Below are 18,388 nucleotides of genomic sequence, written 5' to 3'. Positions count from 1 at the left end.
TTGCTGACTGCCTTGTACCAGCGAGGGCATTCCTGCTGTCGAATCATTGAACAACAATAAAAGGGAGTCATTCATGAGTGCATCCAAGACCCTCCGTCTCGGCCTTATCGGCGCCGGCCGCATGGGCAGCTTTCACGGCCTGACCGCGGCCCGGCACATTCCTGGCGCTTGTCTGGCCGCCATCGCCGACCCGACACCCGGCCAGGCCTCTCGCCTGGCGGCAGAGTTGGGTGTACAGCGGGTCTATACCGATCCACAGCAACTGCTCGATGACCCGGACATTGACGGCGTGTTGATCGCCGCCCCGGCCCGCAGCCATGCCGAACTGGTGATCAGCGCCGCCCGGGCCGGCAAAGGGGTGTTCTGTGAAAAACCCATGGCCATCACCCTGGACGAAGCCGACCGCGCCATCGCTGCCGCTGCCGACGCCCAAGTGACACTGCAAGTCGGCTTCAATCGCCGCTTCGCCAAAAGCTTCCGGGCTGCGCACCTGGATGTGGTCGCCGGCCGTATCGGCAAGCCGCAACTGCTGCGCTCGTTGACTCGCGACCCGGCGCTGAACAATCCGGCCGCCTCACCACAGTGGGTGATTTTCCTTGAAACCCTGATTCATGACTTCGATACCCTGCGCTACCTGAACCCCGGCGCCGAAGCGGTCGAAGTGTTCGTCATGGCCGATGCGCTGATTGCACCGGACTACAAGAGCAAAGGATTTCTGGACACCGCTGTGGTCACGATCCGTTTTGATAACGGCGCCATCGCCACGGCCGAGGCCAACTTCCAGGCAGTTTATGGCTACGACGTTCGGGGCGAAGTCTTCGGCAGCGCAGGCATGCTGACCATGGGCGGCGTGAATGACTCTGACCTGGTTCGCTATCTGGCCAATGGTATCCAGGCCGACACCCAGCGCCTGGACACTGACCTGCTGCGTGACGCCTATGTGGCCGAGCTCAACCACTTTGTCGATTGTCTGCGCACTGGCGAAAAACCACTGGCCAGCGGCGAAGATGCCCGAGCGGCACTTGCGATTGCCCGCGCCTGCATCGAGTCCTTCCAGCAGGGCAAACCGGTGCGTGTGCAAGGAGCCCGCTCATGAGTTTCACACCGTTCAAACTGGCGGTCAGCGCCGAGATGGTCTTCCTCGACCTGCCATTCACCGAGCGCGTCAAACGGATTCACGCACTGGGTTTCAGTGTCGAAATCTGGGACTGGACGACGAAAGACATGGCGGCCCTGGTCGCCACCGGCGCTGACTTCACCTCCATGACCGGCTACATCTCGGGCAACCTGACCGATCCCGAGGACATCCAGCACCTGCTTGACAGCGCACGGGAATCGCTGGCTGTCGCCGCACAATTGAATTGCCCGAGTCTCAACCTGCACGGCACTGGCCTGGGCGACCAGGGCTTACCGGTCAAACCCGTGGCCCAGACCACGGGCCGCATGTGGTTGAGCGCCTGCAAGACCCTGGAAAAAATCGCGCGCCTGGGCGAAGACGCCGGCCGGGTGTTCCTGCTGGAAAACCTCAACACCGAAGTGGACCATCCCGGCACTCCGTTTGCTCGCGCCGACGACACCCTGGCACTGATCGAGGCCGTGGGCAGCCCTTATCTGAAGATGAACCTGGATCTTTACCACGCCCAAATCGGCGAAGGGAACCTGATCGAACTGATCGGACGCGCCGGCAGCGCCATCGGGGAAATCCAGGTCGCCGACGTCCCCGGCCGCATGGAACCCGGCACCGGCGAAATCCATTATCCAGCCATTGCCAAAGCCTTGTTCGGCATGGGATACACCGGTGTTGTCGGGCTCGAGAGCTGGGCCAGCGGCGCTAGCGAAGCGGCATTGGAACGCTTCCGACAGGCGTTCACGCTGGATTGAGGAGCCTGCGGCGCGCTCGGACGTTGACTCAAAGCGCGCCACCAACCTTCACGGTTGATCTTGATGAGCTTCAACTCATAACAACAAAAGGAAAACCATCATGCGTCGTTGCACAGTGCTTTTTGCCACCCTGTTATTACTCTTCAGCCAATGGGCCGCTGCCTCCAGCTATCGTATCGGCGTCAGCATTGCCAGGGTTGACGACAACTTCATGACCTATGTACGCAGCGGCCTGGAAGACGCCGCCAAAAAGGAAAACGTCCAGATCCAGTTCGAGGATGCCCAGGGCGACGTGGTGCGCCAGCTCAATCAGGTCCAGGACTTTCTCAATCAGAAGGTAGACGCGGTCATCGTCTTGCCCGTGGACACCGCCGCCACCGCCAACGTGACCCGCGCCGCCGTCGAGGCAAAGACCCCGCTGGTCTACGTCAACCGTCACCCGGACGAACGTGTCCTGCCCAAAGGCGTGGTCACGGTGGCGTCCAATGACATTGAGGCCGGACAGCTGCAGATGCGCTATCTGGCGAAAAAGCTGGGGGGCAAGGGCACCCTCGCGATCATCATGGGCGACCTGGCGCAAAACTCCACGCATGACCGCACCGAAGGCGTCAAACAGGTGCTCAAGGACTATCCCGACATCAAGATCGTCGAACAACAAACGGCTGAATGGCAGCGCAACAAAGGCATGGACCTGACTAGCAACTGGCTGCTGGCCGGCACCCGCTTTGACGCCATCGTGGCCAACAATGACGAGATGGCCATCGGCGCCGCCATGGCACTGCAGCAAGCCGGTAAAGCCAAGGGTGAAATAGCCATTGTCGGCATCGACGGCCTGCCTGACGGACTGGCGGCGATCAAGCGCGGGATGCTGGTCGCCTCGGTCTTTCAAGACCCCAAGGCCCAAGCCAGCGTCGCACTGCAAGCGGCCATCAAAATGATCAAGGGCGAGCCGGTCGAGACGGATGTCTGGGTGCCCTTTCAGCTGATCACGCCGGAACAGGTGGCCATGTTTGAGCAACATTATAAATAGCGTCGAATGCTAACCCAACCCCGGCACGTCCCAGCGCGTTCAGGCGCTCTACGGTGAAACGCGCCTCCCAGGCCTTTTCGTAATCTTCACGAGGAAAATCGTCAGGGGGCACGCCCTGCTCGAACGCCCTGAACACCTCCTCGGCGTAACGCAGGTTTTTCGGGCACATAGGCGCCGCGGGCATGTCACCGTGCAAATTTTTGCCAAGCGTGGTTGTCGGGTGTTCGGCACCGCGCAACCACTCAGAAGCGGTAGGTGACAGAAGTACCGAAACCGTTGAGAATCCAGTCCCCATACCGCTGATACTTTGTTCGTTGATGGCAAAACCACTCGCAAACAAATGCCCGGATGCAAGCATTGCAGCGAGGCCAAGGGAAGTCTTGAGGATTATTTTTTCATTATTATGACTCCATGATTAATCACTGAACGTGGGTAGCAGAAACGGATGAAGGCGATCCAGGTACTCAGCCATCAAGCAACGTGAGTGTTCGCAGCGAGCTCATGTGCAGGCTCGGGCTTGATCTTGAACCAGAGGGAATACATCGCCGGCAGGAACACCAGTGTCAGCACTGTGCCGGCAAAGGTGCCGCCGATCAGCGTGTAGGCCAGCGTTCCCCAGAACACCGAGTGAGTCAGCGGAATGAATGCCAGCATCGCCGCCAGCGCCGTGAGAATCACCGGCCGCGCACGCTGAACAGTGGCTTCAACCACTGCGTCATAAGGCGAAAGACCGAACTTCTCATTGGCGTGAATCTGTCCGATAAGGATCAGCGTGTTGCGCATCAGAATCCCTGACAACGCAATCAGTCCAACCAAGGCGTTGATCCCGAACGGCTGCTGAAACAACAGAAGAATCGGCACCACACCAATCAGACCCAAAGGCGCCGTGGCGAAAACCATCATCATGGCCGACATCGAACGCACCTGAATAATGATGGTCAGCAACATCAGCGCGATCATGATCGGGAACAACGGCAGCAATGCCTTGTTCGCTTTGTCTGATTCCTCGATGGAACCAGCCAGCTCGATCCGGTAGCCCACGGGCAACTTTTCAATGAGCGGCTGCAACTGCGCCATCACGGCATTGGAGACATCGGGAGGCTGAAGACCTTCGGCCACATCACCGCGTACGGTTATGGTCGGCGTACGATCGCGACGTCGCAGGATAGGCTCCTCCATCCGAACATCGACCACCCCTACCTGGGACAACGACACTCGCTGCCCCTGGGCGCCGGTCAGCGTGAAGGCGGAAATTTTCGACGGATCCAGACGCGTCTCTCCGGCAGAGCGTGCGACCACCTGAACCGAACGAATGTCTTCACGCACCTCGGTAACAGGCACCCCCACCAGCAGGAACTGCAGCTGTTGCGCGACATCCGTCGAGGTCAAGCCGAACGCTTGTAGACGATCCTGATCCAGCGTGAGATGAAGTGCCGGTGCGCGCTCACCCAAGTCCGTGTTGACGGTTCTCATCATTGGGCTGGCAGTCATCACCTCACGCACCTGCGCGGCGATATTACGCAACACCGCCGGATCCGCACCCACCACCCGAAAAGCCACCGGAAAAGGTGAATAAGGACCAAATACCAACTGCGTCACACGCACCCGGGCTTCAGGCGCCAAGCCATCGGCGGCGGCTTGCCTGAGTCGGAGCTTGAGTGCCTCACGCTCTTGCTGATTCGCGGTCAGTACGACGATTTTTGCAAACGAAGGATCGGGCAACTCAGGTGCCATGGCCAGGTAGAAGCGCGGTGCACCCTGACCAATGTAAGCGGTGACGATCTTGGCTTCCGGCTGCGTTGCCAACCACGCCTCGACCTTGGCTGTGGCTACATCAGTCTGCTCGATCGACGTGCCGTAAGGCATCTGCACCTCAACCAGCACCTCGGGTCGATCGGAAGTTGGAAAGAACTGCTTCTTCACCACGCCCATGCTCAGAATCGCAGCAATGAACAAGCCTACGACGCAGACAGCCACCAGGCCTTTGCGGCGGATAACGCCGCCCAGCAGGCGCCTGAAACGCCGGTAATTCGGCGTACCGTAAATGGCGGTGTGACCACCCTCGGGCACCTTGAGCTGCGGCAGCAGTTTGACGCCCAGGTAGGGTGTAAACACCACTGCCACGACCCAGGAGGTGATGAGTGCGATACCGACGATCCAGAACATATTGGCGGTGTACTCACCGGCCGTCGACTTGGCAAAGCCGTTGGGCATAAAGCCGATAGCCGTGACCAGCGTACCCGACAACATCGGAGCGGCCGTGTGGCTCCAGGCATAAGCCGAGGCTTTGATCCGGTCGTAGCCCTCCTCCATCTTCACCACCATCATCTCGATGGCAATGATTGCATCGTCGACCAGCAACCCCAGCGCCAAAATCAACGAGCCCAGGGTAATTCGGTCAAAATCCTTGCCTGTGGCCGCCATGACAATGAACACCGCGGCCAGGGTCAACGGTACTGCCGCGGCGACCACAATGCCGACGCGCCAGCCCATGCTGAGGAAGCACACCAGCAGCACGACGCCCAGCGCGGCAAAGAACTTCAGCATGAACTCGTTGACGGACGCCCCAATGTTCACCGCCTGGTCCGTGACCTTGGTCAGACTCATGCCCAAGGGCATTTGCTCATTGATCGCTGCAGCCTCGGCTTCCAGCGACTTCCCCAGATCCAGGCCGTTCCAGCCATCGCGCATGACCACGCCGAGCAACAATGCAGGCTCGCCGTTGTTACGCACCAGGAACGTCGCCGGGTCCTCATAACCGCGCTTGACCTCGGCCACATCGGACAACTTGAGGGTTCTGCCCTGCACCGTCAGTGGGGTATCACGAATCTTCTGCAGATCGTCAAATGCACCATCCAGACGAATGAAAACCTGCGGGCCCTTGGCTTCAACCGAGCCGGCCGGAGTCATCATGTTCTGCGTGTTCAGCGCACTGAAGATGTCTCGTGCGGAAATGCCCAGTGTCGCCAGACGCTCGTAGGACAGCTCGACGAAAATGCGCTCGGCCTGTTCACCGATGATATTGACCTTCTTCACTCCCGCTACATGCAGCAAACGCTGGCGCAAGCCCTCGGCTTCGCGCACCAGCAAGCGTTGCGGTTCACCCTTGGCCTTTAGCGCATAAAGAGCGAAGGTGACATCGGAATACTCATCATTGACCATCGGCCCGATTACCCCGGACGGCAACCCTTTCTCCTCATCCAGGATTTTCTTGCGAGCCTGGTAAAACTCCTCCTGAACAGCGGAGGGCGGTGTGCTATCGAGCAGGTAAACCGTGGTGAAGGCCAAGCCGGGCCGGGTAAAGGTCTCGGTCCGATCGTACCAACGCAGTTCCTGCATGCGTTTTTCCAGCTTTTCCGCCACCTGGTCTTGCATCTCCTGAGCCGTTGCCCCAGGCCAGGCTGTCACCACCGTCATTTGCTTGATGGTGAATGCGGGGTCTTCCGCACGTCCCAGTTTGAAGAAGACAAACAGCCCACCCACAGAAATAAGCAGGATCAAGAACAGGGTGATTGAGCGCTCGCGCACCGCCAGTGCGGACAAATTGAACCCGCTCATCGACGCACCTCGGCCACGGGTGGCTGAAGGGTCATTGCCGTTTCAGTCCTGACCTGCTCTCCCTCACTCAACAGGTGAGCGCCCAATGCAACGACACGATCCCCCACCTGCAAATCACCCATCACGCGCACGCTGGCTTCATTGTTCAGACTGCGAACCGTGATCGGTCGCCAGGCCACACGCTCCGGCTCGCCCCCGACCACCCAGACGCCCGGACCTTTACCTGCGTCGTAAAGGGCCCCCATGGGCACCTGCAACTCCCTGGCATCGGCAACCTCCGCATCAGCTATCACCACTGAGATCGTCGAGCCCAGCGTCGCCTTGGAAAGTACCCCCTCCAACACATAACGCGCTTCGAAAGTTCGGGTCTGTCGGTCAGCTGAATCGGATAGTTGGCGTAAACGCGCGCTGCCTGCACTTAGGCTCTGCCCATAGAGCTCAACCGTCGCCGACGAACCCAACGAAGGACGTAGCGTCTCGGGTAACTGGATCACTGCCTCGCGTTGTCCTGAATGGGCAACGCGCACCACCACCTGACCTGCGCCAATCACCTGCCCCGGCTCCGCCAAGGTGTCCACCACAACCCCGTCGGCATCAGCCAATAACGTCGAGTAACCCGTCGCGTTTCTCGCCACATCAGCCTGGGCTTGGGCCGCGTTGAGTTGGGCTTTCGCCGAGTCGGCAGCCGCTTTAATTCCTGCGTAAGTGGAAGCGGACACCGCTCCGACAGATACCAGATCACGGTAGCGAAGCTCATCATCAGAGGCCTGCCGGGCCCGAGCCAAGGCCGCCAGTACGGCGTCCTGCTGTGCCCGTGCGGTCAGCGTCAGATCGTTAGCATCGATTCGCATGAGTGGCTGCCCGCGCTTGACACTCTGTCCGGTATCCACCAAGCGCTCCAACACTTTCCCTGGCACTCGAAAACCGAGATCACTCTGAACTCGGGCAGCGACGATACCGGTGAACACCCGTGGCGCAGGCGCGGAAGGTTGAACCACACCGATACGCACCAAGGGCACTTGGAGACGAGGATCTGCAGGCATGGCTTCGTTGCATGCAGCCAGGGCAAACGGCAACAAACCAATGAAAATAAATAATCTGTAATGGCGCTGGATCATGGAGACCTCTCGGTAGCGGATGCACCATGCTTATTCAAGTAACCATTTATGTCAATAGTCACAATCCAGGCAAATGATAGTCGCCCTGCAGATCAGGGCAACCGAGAGTGGTTTGATATCTGATTTTTCAGACGCGCTCGCTGACACGGGTGCGCAACACATCTGCCAGCTGCAACGCTTAAGGCATCAGGCTACGCAGAACAAGATTGGAGATGAGCGAAGGGGCCTCTTCAACAAAATCGAGGTTGTACTGCAACAACAAAGGGTTGATGAAGGGCCGTAGAGCGAGATGTATCGCTTCGACTGTCTCATCCAACGGTGTCTTGCGTTCAAACTCCCCAAGCTCTCGCCCCTGACGCACGATTTGCAACACAAAGTGCTTGATACGTGCGTCATAGACCTGCGAGCTGGGCCAGCTTTCCGACGCGGCGAACGCTGCGATGTCATAGAGTTTTCGGTCGTTAAAAAACAGGTTCACACCTGTAACGATCAGGGTTTTGACCAAGCGCCGAAAGCGCTCGGTCGGCGAGATGGCGTCCGCATTGATCGCCTGTTCCACCGTCGCGACGATTTGCTCCAGGCAATGTGCGCAGATGGCATCACCAATCGCCTGTTTGGAATCAAAGAACTTGTAGATGTAAGCCTTGGAAAAACCGATGGCCTTGGCCAGATCGGAGACCGTTGTTTTACCGTAACCGTATTGACTGAAATGTTCGTTGGCCGCCGCAACAATCTGGTCTCGAATGTCGTGATCGGCTGGGCCACGGGCGCTGGGCGAAGATATTGATGGCGGGTTCATGCGATCAGCTTACTCACCCAAAGGGTGATTGACAACAAGTGACCAAATTGTAATATGGTCACATACCCAACCATTCCGAAGGTATCGCATGTACCCTCCTCTTCGTTTCGCCGCCTTGCTGTGTTTCGGTATGGTTGCGGGCTGCACAGTGGGCTCCGACTACTCAGAACCCATTATGGAATTGCCCGAGCATTTCTCGACTCAAACACCCAAAGCACAACAGGCGAGTGCTACAACAACCGATCTAGCCGCTTGGTGGAACACGTTCAATGACCCGGTACTGAGCCAACTGATAAATCGAGCGCTTGAACAGAATCTCGACTTGGCCCAGGCAACTGCAAGGATCAAGCAGGCTCGTGCAGGTCTGAGCGCAGCCAACGCCGCCCTTTTGCCATCGGCCACCGTCAATGCTCAAGCAGCCCGGGCCCGTCAGTCAGTAGAGACACCGCTAGGCCAGGTGCTGAACTCAAACCCTTCCTATGATCGCTACGGGAGTGCCTACGAGGCGGACTTGAATGCAGGCTGGGAGCTGGATGTGTTTGGTGGGCTGCGCCGGGGCAAAGAGGCCGCCCTCGCCGACTATCAGGCATCGCAAGCCGGAGCAATTGCCACACGCCTGGCAGTGGTGGCGCAGACCGCAGACCTTTACCTCAGCGTCCGTGGCCTGCAGGCACGCTTGGAAATTGCCCGACAGCAAGTTGAGACTCGCCAACAGTTGCTCACTACCCTTGAACACCTCTACGCAAAAGGACTGGTTGCTGATCTGCAATTGAACCAGACCCAAGGATCGCTGAATCAAGCCCAGGCAACCGTACCGGTACTGCAAGCCAGCCTCGACGCGGCGATGAATGCCTTGGATGTATTGTTGGGCAAACCACCGGGCACTTACAGCGCGCAGTTGACTGAGCCGGCGCGTATACCCGATGTGCCAAGCTTCGCCAAAATGGGCTCTCCGGCCGACCTGCTACGCCGGCGCCCTGACTTGATCGTCGCTGAGCGCCGCCTTGCGGCATCCAGCGCCCGCATTGGCGAAGCCATTTCCGAGTATTACCCCAAACTCTCCGTGAGTGCCTTGCTAGGCAGCGCCACATCGGTCTCCAGCGCAAATCTGTTCAGCAACGGCGCCAGCCAGGCCTCGACGGTATTGGGATTGCGCTGGAGACTGTTCGATTTTGGCCGCATCAACGCCCAGATTGACTTGGCGAAAGGCCAGGAAGCGGAAGCGTTAGCCGCTTACCGCCAGTCAGCTCTACGGGCCACCGAGGACGTCGAAACCGCTTTTTCGGCGCTGGTCAACCGCAAGCAGCAATCGACAAAGCTCGCCCAGGCCGAGTCTGCCTATGCGAAAGCCCGAGCGACGTCGTTTGCCGCGTATCAAAAAGGTGTTATCAGCCTGATCGAAGTGCTGGACGCCGATGAGCACCTGTTAGCGGCATCTGACGGTAGAGCACAGGCACAAACCGAATCGGCTCGCGCTGCTGTGGCCACATTCAATGCATTGGGAGGCGGCTGGAAGAGCGACGACTCAGAGTCTCGCTTTATCACGAAGGCACACTAGCGCCCTTTGAATGTAATACCGCCGTTTCATCCCAATTTACGGCCTTAATCGGCCGTTTTTTTCTGGCGCACAGTGATTTACCAAGCGCCGGATTAATTACAAAAAAATGTACCAAGAAAACTTCGTGGATTCCTGAGGGCAGAAATGGGCTTGATTCTGGACTGGTTTTCATCGGGTATCGAGCCTCCAAAAAATCGCGAAGAGCGCAACACCAACCTGGCTCGACCGATTGCGGAACACTCACAAAGGTCACTATATTGACCAAAACGGTCGGTGATATCTATAGTGCCCTCGCCGTCACTCATCCTTCAACGAGGCTATACATGTCAGCTGATTTTCATCATCTATTGCTGGTTTTCACGGTCTACGTCATCGGTGCGGCAAGTCCAGGGCCGAGCAATATGCGCATCATGGGGGTTGCCATGCAGCAAGGCAGGCAAGCCGCCCTCTGCTTGGCGGCAGGGGTGGTAAGCGGCTCACTGTTCTGGGGCTTCCTTGCCGCCACGGGCATATCCGCTGTCCTGGCCGAGTACGCGAAAGCGCTGATTGTCATGAAGGTTTTGGGAGGAGCTTATCTGCTTTTCCTCGGTTTCAAAGCTGCTCGTTCTGCACTCAAGACCGATGAGCAACTTGAGAAAGGTGCTGCTACCCAATCGTCTAAAATAACCGGCTTCAAGCTGTACCAACGTGGCCTGCTCATGCATCTGACCAACCCCAAGGCACTCCTTGGCTGGGTCGCCACGATGACGCTTGGCTTGGGCCCAGAAGCTTCGCAATCGACAGTTTCCCTCATTTTGGCAGGTTGCGCGGTACTCAGCATCACCATCTTCTGCGGCTATGCAATTGCCTTCTCAACTGCGCCCATGATTCGTGCTTACCGGTGTGCGCGCCGATGGATTGAAGGTTCGCTGGCGATGGTTTTCGGAGCGGCAGGACTTAAGCTTTTGTTAACGAGGACCTAATGGAGGCGAAGCGTTATTTTTTCTCTTCGCATCCATTCTCAGCTTTTCTCACTTCAGCCCATTGAGTAGGTTCGTCGAACAGAAGAATCTCCGGTTCCATGGCCAGTGCACGAGCAATCGCCACCCGCTGTTGCTGGCCGCCGGAAAGGAACGCCGGGTATTGCTCCGCCACGCGCGCCGGCAGCCCCACCTTGTCCAGATAACGCCGAGCACGCTCTTCAGCCTCCTTTTTGCTGACACCCAGTACCCGGCGCGAGGCCATGGTGATGTTTTCCAGCACAGTCATATGGCTCCACAAGTTGAAGTGCTGGAACACCATGGACAGACGGGTACGCAGTCGTTGCAGTTCAGCAGCGTCAGCCACATGCATACCATGGTGGTCCTTGACCATGCGAATCGGCTTGCCATCCAGACTCATGGCACCATCGTTGAGGGTTTCGAGAAAGTTGATGCAACGCAGGAAGGTACTTTTACCCGAGCCGCTGGCGCCGATCAGGCTGATGACATCACCGGTTTTGGCGCTCAGAGAAACGCCCTTGAGCACTTCGTGGTTACCGTAACATCCGAACCAATGAGTGCGCTCTCGATCTGGGCACCTGGCATCATCAGCTGCAAGCCTTCAATCAGCTTGTCACCGGCTTCCGTCAACGCCTCAAGTGGCATGGCTGGCAGGCTTTCGAGAATGAACCACATGTGCTTTGCATCAGCGCTCAGTCGTGTTCTGACGCCTTGGCGCCAATTCCAACGGCGGCAAGTCACCCCTTTGTCGTCCCGCCAGACGACCTCACCCGAATCAGGGTACTCATGGGCAGGGGCGCCTTCTTTCACGGTGTCAAAGGGTTCGCTGCCATCAGCGACAGCAAGTCGTGGCGACCCCACATAGGCTTCGACATTCTCCCCCCCGACAGGGACGGCATACTCAATGCTGATCGCATTGTAGAGGTCTACCACCGGATCGATGCTCGGCAGGCTGCCGTCACGCAGCACCCGCTTGCGCAGCGCTTCAGCCGAACAAGGGGTACGCTGCGGTTTGGCACCGAATTTTCGGAAGAGATCCGCCCAGGCCGCCAGGTGAGCGTCCGCCCAACTGGCGCCGCCTGCCGCGACCGATTGACAGGCTCGATCCAAAGCTTCCCTGGCGATGTCCGGATTGGTAATTGGCGCAGCTTCGACCACAATGCTCAACGCTCTGAACTCAGGGGCCAGATTGGCAACATCTTGGTCGATTGACGGCAGTACGGACAGCATCAGAGAATCCCCTTGAACCCTAAATTTCATCACATGCTAGCGACCAATGACCAAAAAAGTCAATATATCGACCGAGCCAGGTGCTGATGCTCAGGCTGTCAGCGAAGCTGTAGCCCGCAAGCTCAAATATGAGCGAAAAAAGCAGAAGATCACCTTGGACGAGCTTTCTCGTCGCTCAGGTGTCAGTAAGGGGATGGTCGTCGAAATAGAGAAATGCACCGCCAACCCAAGCATCGGCATCCTGTGCAAAATCGCCGCAGCGCTAGGTCTTTCGGTGGCGGATGTTGTGAATGTGGCGGATACCCCCTCTGCCCACCTGATCGAAAGTCAGGATATACCGACCCTTTGGACCGGGAGCCTTGGAGGTTCAGCGCGGCTTCTTGCCGGGACAACCGGGCCCAACATGATTGAACTATGGCGCTGGGAGATGTTTCCAGGGGAGTCATTTGCGTCGTCAGGACACCCGCAGGGCACTTTTGAATTGTTCCACGTAGAGAAAGGAACCCTTCAATTCAAAGTAGGCGAGACAGAGCTGATCATTAATGCCGGTTGCTCCGCGGTGGCCAAAACGGACCTTCCACACGCCTACTCAAACGGCGGTAAATCCAAGCTGACATTCACTATGTCCGTCACTGAAATACATCAGTCAGCCCCAGAGATCTGAGTTTTACTGCAGCAGGGCTCAAGACGCCATCGCCCTTCCAGGAGTCGGGTTTACCTGCCGCGCTCGGCGGCAGGCATGAAGGTCATCTAGCGGTTTTTCCAGGCATCCGAAGCCGGCGCACGGGTCGCGGTAGGGATGGCAGTTACCTGCCACCCCCCCGCACAGATCCGTACGTGCGGAACTACCGCATACGGCTCCTGCCTCGGGTATGTGACGCGAAGCGATCCTCAGGGTAAGGATGTGCATTTCTGGGTCTAGGTATGTAGAGATCGGCAAGGCGTCCGTAGCGTGACCATTGAAGCCGATTTCGCTGGCTGCGACGTGTGAGGGCTTGCCGCCATAGACGGCATACCGCCAACCGAAAACCACCAAGACGTATCAGGTTTCCCGGCACCGCGTGGTAATTGAAGTATCCCGTGACCACCCGGGTAAGCCACTGACCCACGACTTGAACAGACTCGTGGCGTCGGCGTTTCAGTTCATCCCGAATGGCCCGCAGGCGAGAAGAAAACTCACCGGGCTTACGTCTGGGCCTACGGCACCACGCCATTCTCGGCACTCAGGGCCGTGGTTTACGACTTCAGCCCGAGTCGGGCGGGAGAGCATGCGCGCAACTTCCTGGGAGCCTGGAACGGCAAGCTGGTATGCGATGACTTCGCCGGCTACAAAGCTAGTTTCGAAAAAGGCATCACTGAAATCGGCTGCATGGCCCATGCCCGCCGCAAGTTTTTCGATCTGCATGTAGCCAAGAAAAGTCAGTTGGCGGAACAGGCGCTGCACTCGATTGGCGGCTTGTACGAAGTTGAACGGCAGGCCCGAGACATGAGCGATGAGGATCGTTGGCGAATACGCCAGGAAAAGGCCGCGCCGATAATCAACACGCTGCATGACTGGATGTTGGCCCAGCGCGATTTGGTGCCCAACGGCTCGGCCACTGCCAAAGCCCTCAATTACAGCCTGAAACGCTGGGTAGCGCTGACGCGCTACCTGGACGATGGGGCTGTGCCCATCGATAACAACCAGATCGAAAACCAGATACGACCGTGGGCACTTGGGCGCTCGAACTGGCTGTTCGCCGGGTCGCTGCGCAGCGGCAAACGAGCGGCAGCGATCATGAGTTTGATCCAGTCGGCACGCATGAATGGGCATGATCCGTATGCCTACTTGAAGGACGTTCTGACCCGCCTACCTACACATCGAGCAAGCGAGGTCGAGCTACTGTTACCCCAGCGCTGGAGCCGTTCACCTTCCAAAGAGGCAGGTGTTGTTTGAGTCGCTCGTATTTGGCGAACGTCAATCCAGCGGGTTGAAGGAGCGGTTCATGGCTACAAGATCACCATGGCTTGGGTTCGGCCCGAGCCACTCGAAGTGCTGGGGCAGTTCATCTCTCTTTATTGCTGCCTGTCCCTTAACTGCCACCGCTAGAGCCCTGCGCATGGTTTCAGCGTCATAGTCACAGCAGTAGCACGGTGTGGACGGTTGTTGCCTCCAAGACTCTTCAAGAGAACCGCCGTCAACCGGGTCGAAGCCAGCTTGGTTCACCAGTGACATTACCGTCTCTTTGGCCTCGTGATCGTCACCCGCTACCGCTGCCGCCAGGCGACCTTCAGTACCCTCCGGAAGACCTAGCTCTGCCAAGGTATAGGCCAGCACATTGTTGAAAGCTTTAATTACAGGACGCCCAATTTGCTTAGTCACCCAGACGCTTTCCGTCATCCCTTGATCGATTTCAGCAATGTGGGGATCACGCAAGCCAGGGTAATAATTACTGGTGTCCACCACCGGGACGCTGTCAGGCACAGAGGTAAACAGGTCAGAAGGGAGTGCGCTCAACGCAGGTAGCGGTATCGACAGTACGATCAAATCCACCCCATCTACCGCGCCTCGAATATCTGCAGGTTCCGCTCCAATTTCTTCGGCGAACGCACGAACGCCGTTGACGCCTCCAGAGTTTGCGACACGGATCTCATGACCGGCAGCTCTAAGCTTACGGGCGATGGTACCCCCGATATTTCCGGTTCCGATGATGCCGATTTTCATGGCTAAACCTCGTTAATTGATTGCCTTGCACCGAGTTTAGGGTGCTCATGAGATAATGGTAAGTACACACCAAAAGGTGGGTAACTCACTTGCGAGAAAGAAATGGGACGAGACTGGAACTGCGACGATCCACAAAATCGAAGAAATTGGGCTGAGGCGACGACTGAAACTCTTCGCATACTGGAAGGGAAATGGAAGATCATCATCTTGTGCCAGCTTTTCGCGGCAAAGGGCGCGCTTCGCTTCTCGGATCTGGAGAAATTGATCGAGGGGATCAATCAGAAGATGCTGATCCAACAGCTTAAGCAGCTAGAAAAGGACGGTATCGTACTCCGGACGGTGTACCCGCAGGTGCCACCTCGGGTGGAGTATCAGCTCACGCCTATTGGCCATGCACTCGGGCCGTCAATCCAGGCGTTGATTGAATGGGCGGAGATGAGGCGCGATCACGTCTGAGCGCTATGAGTGGACTTGCCCCTACCAGACCAGACACTGCGAATAGCCTTGTCGTTATCCTTACGAAAGTCGGCGATGGTTTTGAAATCTGGAGCCAAACGGCCCGTCAGCCACATCAACTCGACGTTGCGCTGGGCCTGCTGGGTCCAGCCCGGCGTCACTGGCGGCGTCACTGGCGGCGCATAGGACAATTCGAGTAGCCACGTCCAATTTTTTGCTTGGAATGATCGCGTCCAATGCATGTTGAACATCTGGGTAGCTGGATGCCAAACGTGAAGGCATGTCTTTTTCCTGGCCCACTTTAGATGGAGTGTGAAAGACCTAAGGTTGTTTGTCTTATGCTATTTGATCCATCGGCAATGTTTTCACACAACCTGGGCCAAAAGCGGACATTTTCCACCTCACGCTCACACACGGGTATCCCCCCATACCTTTTCGCCTGCATCCAGCGCTATAGAGGCAATGGCCTATCCTGTACAACCCGCTTCATAACAAGTGTCGAAGTCAGCCGCAGCACATTGGGCAACGTCGATAGGCTTTCATCATAAAGCCGTTGAAATGCTGGCAAATCCTGAGTGATGACGTGCAATAGATAGTCCGGTTCCCCAAATAACCTTTGGGCATCGACCACCTGCGGGATGTCAACCAGTGCCGCCTCGAAAGCCTCGACAGCCTGTCTGTTCCCCTCACGCAATGTAGCAAACACCATGGCAGAAAAGTTAAAGCCCAATGCACCCGGGTCCAGCTGTGCTCTATAGCCGAGCAATACACCCGACTCTTCCAGTGCCCGTACTCGTCGATGACAAGGGGAAAGACTCAGCCCCACACGCTCGGCCAATTCGGTGACCGAAAGGCGACCGTCCTTTTGCAGCTCAGAAAGAATCTTTCGATCAATCCTATCCATCTGGAATAATCTCCCCACCTGCAGCAATCAAATGATTATCTTTGGAAGTAAATTCTAACAGTAATTCATTATTCTTCCTCGCACCAATAATTACCGGAGCCGGACGATGCAGCACGCGGTGTGTCAGCAGCAGAGGTGGGTAGCACCATGACCTTGAGCGTTTTTGTTGCCTTTTGGGCAGTGTCGATTCTATTCGTTATCACGCCGGGCGCAGATTGGGCCTATGCGATTTCGGCGGGTATGAAGGGCCGAGTCGTCATACCCGCCGTGGGCGGGCTCGTGTCCGGCCATTTGATCGCGACCATGATTGTTGCCGGTGGTATCGGCACGCTGGTTGCGAACCACCCCACTGCCTTGACCGTACTGACCGTTGCCGGGGCGGGCTATCTGCTTTGGTTAGGTCTAAATATGCTTGCCCGCCCCGCTACGCCACACTCTGATGATGTTCAGACGTCGGGGTCCTGGAAGCGCTGGGCGATCAAGGGTCTTTGCGTGAGCGGGCTGAATCCGAAGGTGTTCCTGCTGTTCCTGGCGCTTTTGCCTCAGTTCACCGACGCCACCGCTGTCTGGTCTGTTCCGATGCAGATGATTGCACTGGGGTTCATCCACACGGTCAGTTGCGGCGTGATCTATCTGCTGGTCGGATTTGGCTCACAGGTGGTCCTGCAGGCACGTCCAGCTGCGGCTCGTTTCGTCAGCCGATTCTCCGGCGCAGCGATGATCATCATCGCGATCGCTCTGCTCACCGAGCAAATGCTGGGTTAATCCATTTTTAAACGAGGCGACACCATGACCGATCAGTCTTCACCATATGGCGGTACCTCTGACGTCTCCCAGGCACCGCGCGTCCGGATCCCCCATCTAAAACAGATGAAAGTAGAGGGCCAGAAATGGGCGATGCTCACTGCGTATGACATGTACAGCGCAGCCATCTTCGAGGAAGCGGGAATACCCGTCCTGTTAGTCGGCGACTCTGCGTCCAACAATGTCTATGGTAATGAATCCACCCTATCCATCACTGTCGACGAACTTATCCCTCTGGTTCGCTCGGTCAGCCGTTCGACACGGCGGGCGCTGGTGATCGCCGATCTTCCTTTCGGCTCTTATCAGGCCTCGGCGGAGCAATGTTTCCATACCGCCGTCCGGTTCATGAAGGAAGGCGGTGCGCATGCTGTCAAACTCGAGGGAGGAGTTGAAATGCTGCCTCAGGTCGAGAAACTCGTTCAGTCCGGCATTCCCGTCATGGCTCACATCGGCTTCACGCCGCAGATGGAACATCAACTAGGTGGTTATCGTGTTCAAGGTCGGGGCGAAGATGCGCAGCGCCTGATAGACAGTGCCAGAGCGTTTGAAGCAGCGGGTGCATTTGCTGTTTTGATCGAGATGGTGCCAGGAGATGTGGGGCGAGCGATCACTGAAGCCATTTCAATTCCTACCGTCGGGATTGGCGCAGGTAGCCAATGCGATGCCCAGGTGCTGGTCTGGCAGGATATGGCAGGACTGCGCACCGGTCGCTTGCCGCGATTCGTCAAACAGTACGCTGACCTTCGTTCAGTGCTTCACACGGCGGCAAGGGACTTTGCACTTGAAGTGGGGGCAGGAACGTTCCCAGGTCCCGAACACACATTTTAACTGCGCGGGAATCGTTATGAAGAGCCCCAGAGAACGCGCAGCTGAAGGTTTACAGATAGGCGACCGGTTCACGATATTCCGCTGTTTTTCAGATGAGGAGATTCGTCAATTTTCGCAAATTTCTCGCGACTACAATCCGGTTCACTGTGATGCACGCTATGCGCAACTGCGCAGGTTCAAGACGCCCATCGCCCATGGCCTGCTCACAGCCAGTCTCATCACTGAAATTGGCGGGCAAATCGGTTGGCTGGCGACGGGGATGAACCTTGCATTCAAACGGCCGGTTTACCCGGGAGAGTCGATCGCCTGCCACTGGCTGATCGTTGACATCGATGAACGTGGTCATGCAAAAGCCGAAGTCAGGGTACTCAACGCAGAGGGCATCACCGTGCTGGAGGCGACCACAACTGGCGTGCTCCCCGGAACCGAAGAACGAGAATGCCTCAAACAGATGCTTTCTGAAGGAGATCCTACCAACGGTGCTGCCGTCTCCATAAATTGACCGGGTGGACGATCGTGTGTCGATTTCTCAACACAC

The 18,388-nt window shown here is 57.3% G+C and carries 17 protein-coding genes and 3 pseudogenes; 11 read left to right on the top strand and 9 right to left on the bottom strand.

The features are described from left to right. Positions 1 to 73 precede the first annotated feature (73 nt). The 3 genes from AC07T0_RS23720 to AC07T0_RS23710 all read left to right on the top strand — a co-directional run bounded on the left by AC07T0_RS23720 (position 74) and on the right by AC07T0_RS23710 (position 2,911). Positions 74 to 1,096, top strand: coding sequence for a Gfo/Idh/MocA family oxidoreductase (locus AC07T0_RS23720; RefSeq protein ID WP_495003470.1), 1,023 nt, complete (start codon positions 74 to 76; stop codon positions 1,094 to 1,096). Next, a complete protein-coding gene (locus AC07T0_RS23715; RefSeq protein WP_495003469.1) occupies positions 1,093 to 1,881 on the top strand; it encodes a TIM barrel protein in 789 nt (262 codons plus the stop codon). Before AC07T0_RS23720 ends, AC07T0_RS23715 begins: the two co-directional genes overlap by 4 nt. A gap of 100 nt (positions 1,882 to 1,981) precedes the next feature. Beyond that, entirely contained in the window at positions 1,982 to 2,911 is a 930-nt protein-coding gene (locus AC07T0_RS23710; protein ID WP_495003468.1) for a sugar ABC transporter substrate-binding protein, read from the top strand. On the opposite strand, the gene AC07T0_RS23705 is transcribed toward AC07T0_RS23710, so the two are convergent. The 4 genes from AC07T0_RS23705 to AC07T0_RS23690 all read right to left on the bottom strand — a co-directional run bounded on the left by AC07T0_RS23705 (position 2,868) and on the right by AC07T0_RS23690 (position 8,386). Then, entirely contained in the window at positions 2,868 to 3,095 is a 228-nt protein-coding gene (locus AC07T0_RS23705; protein ID WP_495003507.1) for a YbiU family protein, read from the bottom strand. The genes AC07T0_RS23710 and AC07T0_RS23705 overlap by 44 nt on opposite strands. Positions 3,096 to 3,382: 287 nt before the next feature. Next, a complete protein-coding gene (locus AC07T0_RS23700) occupies positions 3,383 to 6,469 on the bottom strand; it encodes an efflux RND transporter permease subunit (protein WP_495003467.1) in 3,087 nt (1,028 codons plus the stop codon). Further along, positions 6,466 to 7,587, bottom strand: a complete 1,122-nt coding sequence (locus tag AC07T0_RS23695; RefSeq protein ID WP_495003466.1) for an efflux RND transporter periplasmic adaptor subunit — start codon at positions 7,585 to 7,587, stop codon at positions 6,466 to 6,468. Before AC07T0_RS23695 ends, AC07T0_RS23700 begins: the two co-directional genes overlap by 4 nt. Positions 7,588 to 7,765: 178 nt before the next feature. Further along, positions 7,766 to 8,386, bottom strand: a complete 621-nt coding sequence (locus AC07T0_RS23690; protein WP_495003465.1) for a TetR/AcrR family transcriptional regulator — start codon at positions 8,384 to 8,386, stop codon at positions 7,766 to 7,768. Between the two features lie 88 nt (positions 8,387 to 8,474). Between AC07T0_RS23690 and AC07T0_RS23685 the strand changes: the two genes are divergently transcribed. Beyond that, the gene (locus AC07T0_RS23685) at positions 8,475 to 9,944 is read left to right on the top strand and encodes an efflux transporter outer membrane subunit (protein ID WP_495003464.1); all 1,470 of its coding nucleotides are present in this window, start codon (positions 8,475 to 8,477) and stop codon (positions 9,942 to 9,944) included. A 323-nt stretch (positions 9,945 to 10,267) separates the two neighbouring features. Continuing rightward, positions 10,268 to 10,906 (top strand): LysE family translocator, encoded by a 639-nt coding sequence (locus tag AC07T0_RS23680; protein ID WP_495003463.1) that lies wholly within the window; start codon positions 10,268 to 10,270, stop codon positions 10,904 to 10,906. 67 nt (positions 10,907 to 10,973) lie between these two features. Here the strand turns inward: AC07T0_RS23680 and AC07T0_RS23675 are convergent. Together AC07T0_RS23675 and AC07T0_RS23670 are read right to left on the bottom strand one after the other, a co-directional pair. After that, positions 10,974 to 11,450 (bottom strand): annotated as a pseudogene (locus AC07T0_RS23675) (ATP-binding cassette domain-containing protein); the annotation flags it as partial. Continuing rightward, on the bottom strand, positions 11,429 to 12,154 hold the full coding sequence (locus AC07T0_RS23670) for a B3/B4 domain-containing protein (RefSeq protein WP_495003462.1): 726 nt from the start codon (positions 12,152 to 12,154) through the stop codon (positions 11,429 to 11,431). The gene AC07T0_RS23670 and the pseudogene AC07T0_RS23675, both read right to left, overlap by 22 nt. Positions 12,155 to 12,200: 46 nt before the next feature. Between AC07T0_RS23670 and AC07T0_RS23665 the strand changes: the two genes are divergently transcribed. Then, positions 12,201 to 12,818 (top strand): XRE family transcriptional regulator, encoded by a 618-nt coding sequence (locus tag AC07T0_RS23665; protein ID WP_121131710.1) that lies wholly within the window; start codon positions 12,201 to 12,203, stop codon positions 12,816 to 12,818. Between the two features lie 498 nt (positions 12,819 to 13,316). Further along, positions 13,317 to 14,090 (top strand): annotated as a pseudogene (tnpC, locus tag AC07T0_RS23660) (IS66 family transposase); the annotation flags it as partial. Between the two features lie 21 nt (positions 14,091 to 14,111). On the opposite strand, the gene AC07T0_RS23655 reads toward tnpC, so the two are convergent. Then, positions 14,112 to 14,858: an NADPH-dependent F420 reductase gene (locus AC07T0_RS23655; RefSeq protein WP_495003461.1), complete on the bottom strand. Its 747-nt coding sequence runs from the start codon at positions 14,856 to 14,858 to the stop codon at positions 14,112 to 14,114. Positions 14,859 to 14,960: 102 nt separating this feature from the next. Here AC07T0_RS23655 and AC07T0_RS23650 point away from each other — a divergent pair, with 102 nt between their 5' ends. Beyond that, positions 14,961 to 15,314, top strand: a complete 354-nt coding sequence (locus tag AC07T0_RS23650) for a winged helix-turn-helix transcriptional regulator (RefSeq protein WP_495003460.1) — start codon at positions 14,961 to 14,963, stop codon at positions 15,312 to 15,314. A gap of 32 nt (positions 15,315 to 15,346) precedes the next feature. Here AC07T0_RS23650 and AC07T0_RS23645 read toward each other — a convergent pair. Together AC07T0_RS23645 and AC07T0_RS23640 are read right to left on the bottom strand one after the other, a co-directional pair. Continuing rightward, positions 15,347 to 15,457: pseudogene (locus AC07T0_RS23645) on the bottom strand (hypothetical protein); the annotation flags it as partial. A gap of 308 nt (positions 15,458 to 15,765) precedes the next feature. Beyond that, complete coding sequence (locus AC07T0_RS23640; RefSeq protein WP_495003459.1) at positions 15,766 to 16,218, bottom strand: Lrp/AsnC family transcriptional regulator; 453 nt, start codon at positions 16,216 to 16,218, stop codon at positions 15,766 to 15,768. A gap of 147 nt (positions 16,219 to 16,365) precedes the next feature. On the opposite strand from AC07T0_RS23640, the gene AC07T0_RS23635 reads away from it, so the two are divergent. The 3 genes from AC07T0_RS23635 to AC07T0_RS23625 are packed head-to-tail and all read left to right on the top strand — an operon-like array spanning position 16,366 to position 18,352. Beyond that, complete coding sequence (locus AC07T0_RS23635) at positions 16,366 to 16,983, top strand: LysE family translocator (protein WP_495003458.1); 618 nt, start codon at positions 16,366 to 16,368, stop codon at positions 16,981 to 16,983. A gap of 24 nt (positions 16,984 to 17,007) precedes the next feature. Continuing rightward, complete coding sequence (panB, locus tag AC07T0_RS23630) at positions 17,008 to 17,850, top strand: 3-methyl-2-oxobutanoate hydroxymethyltransferase (RefSeq protein ID WP_495003457.1); 843 nt, start codon at positions 17,008 to 17,010, stop codon at positions 17,848 to 17,850. A gap of 16 nt (positions 17,851 to 17,866) precedes the next feature. Next, positions 17,867 to 18,352 (top strand): MaoC family dehydratase, encoded by a 486-nt coding sequence (locus AC07T0_RS23625; protein WP_495003456.1) that lies wholly within the window; start codon positions 17,867 to 17,869, stop codon positions 18,350 to 18,352. The last annotated feature ends 36 nt before the right edge of the window (positions 18,353 to 18,388 follow it).

This window comes from Pseudomonas sp. GW821-FHT04D07, assembly GCF_059420225.1.
This window is presented reverse-complemented; position numbering and strand designations above follow the sequence as displayed.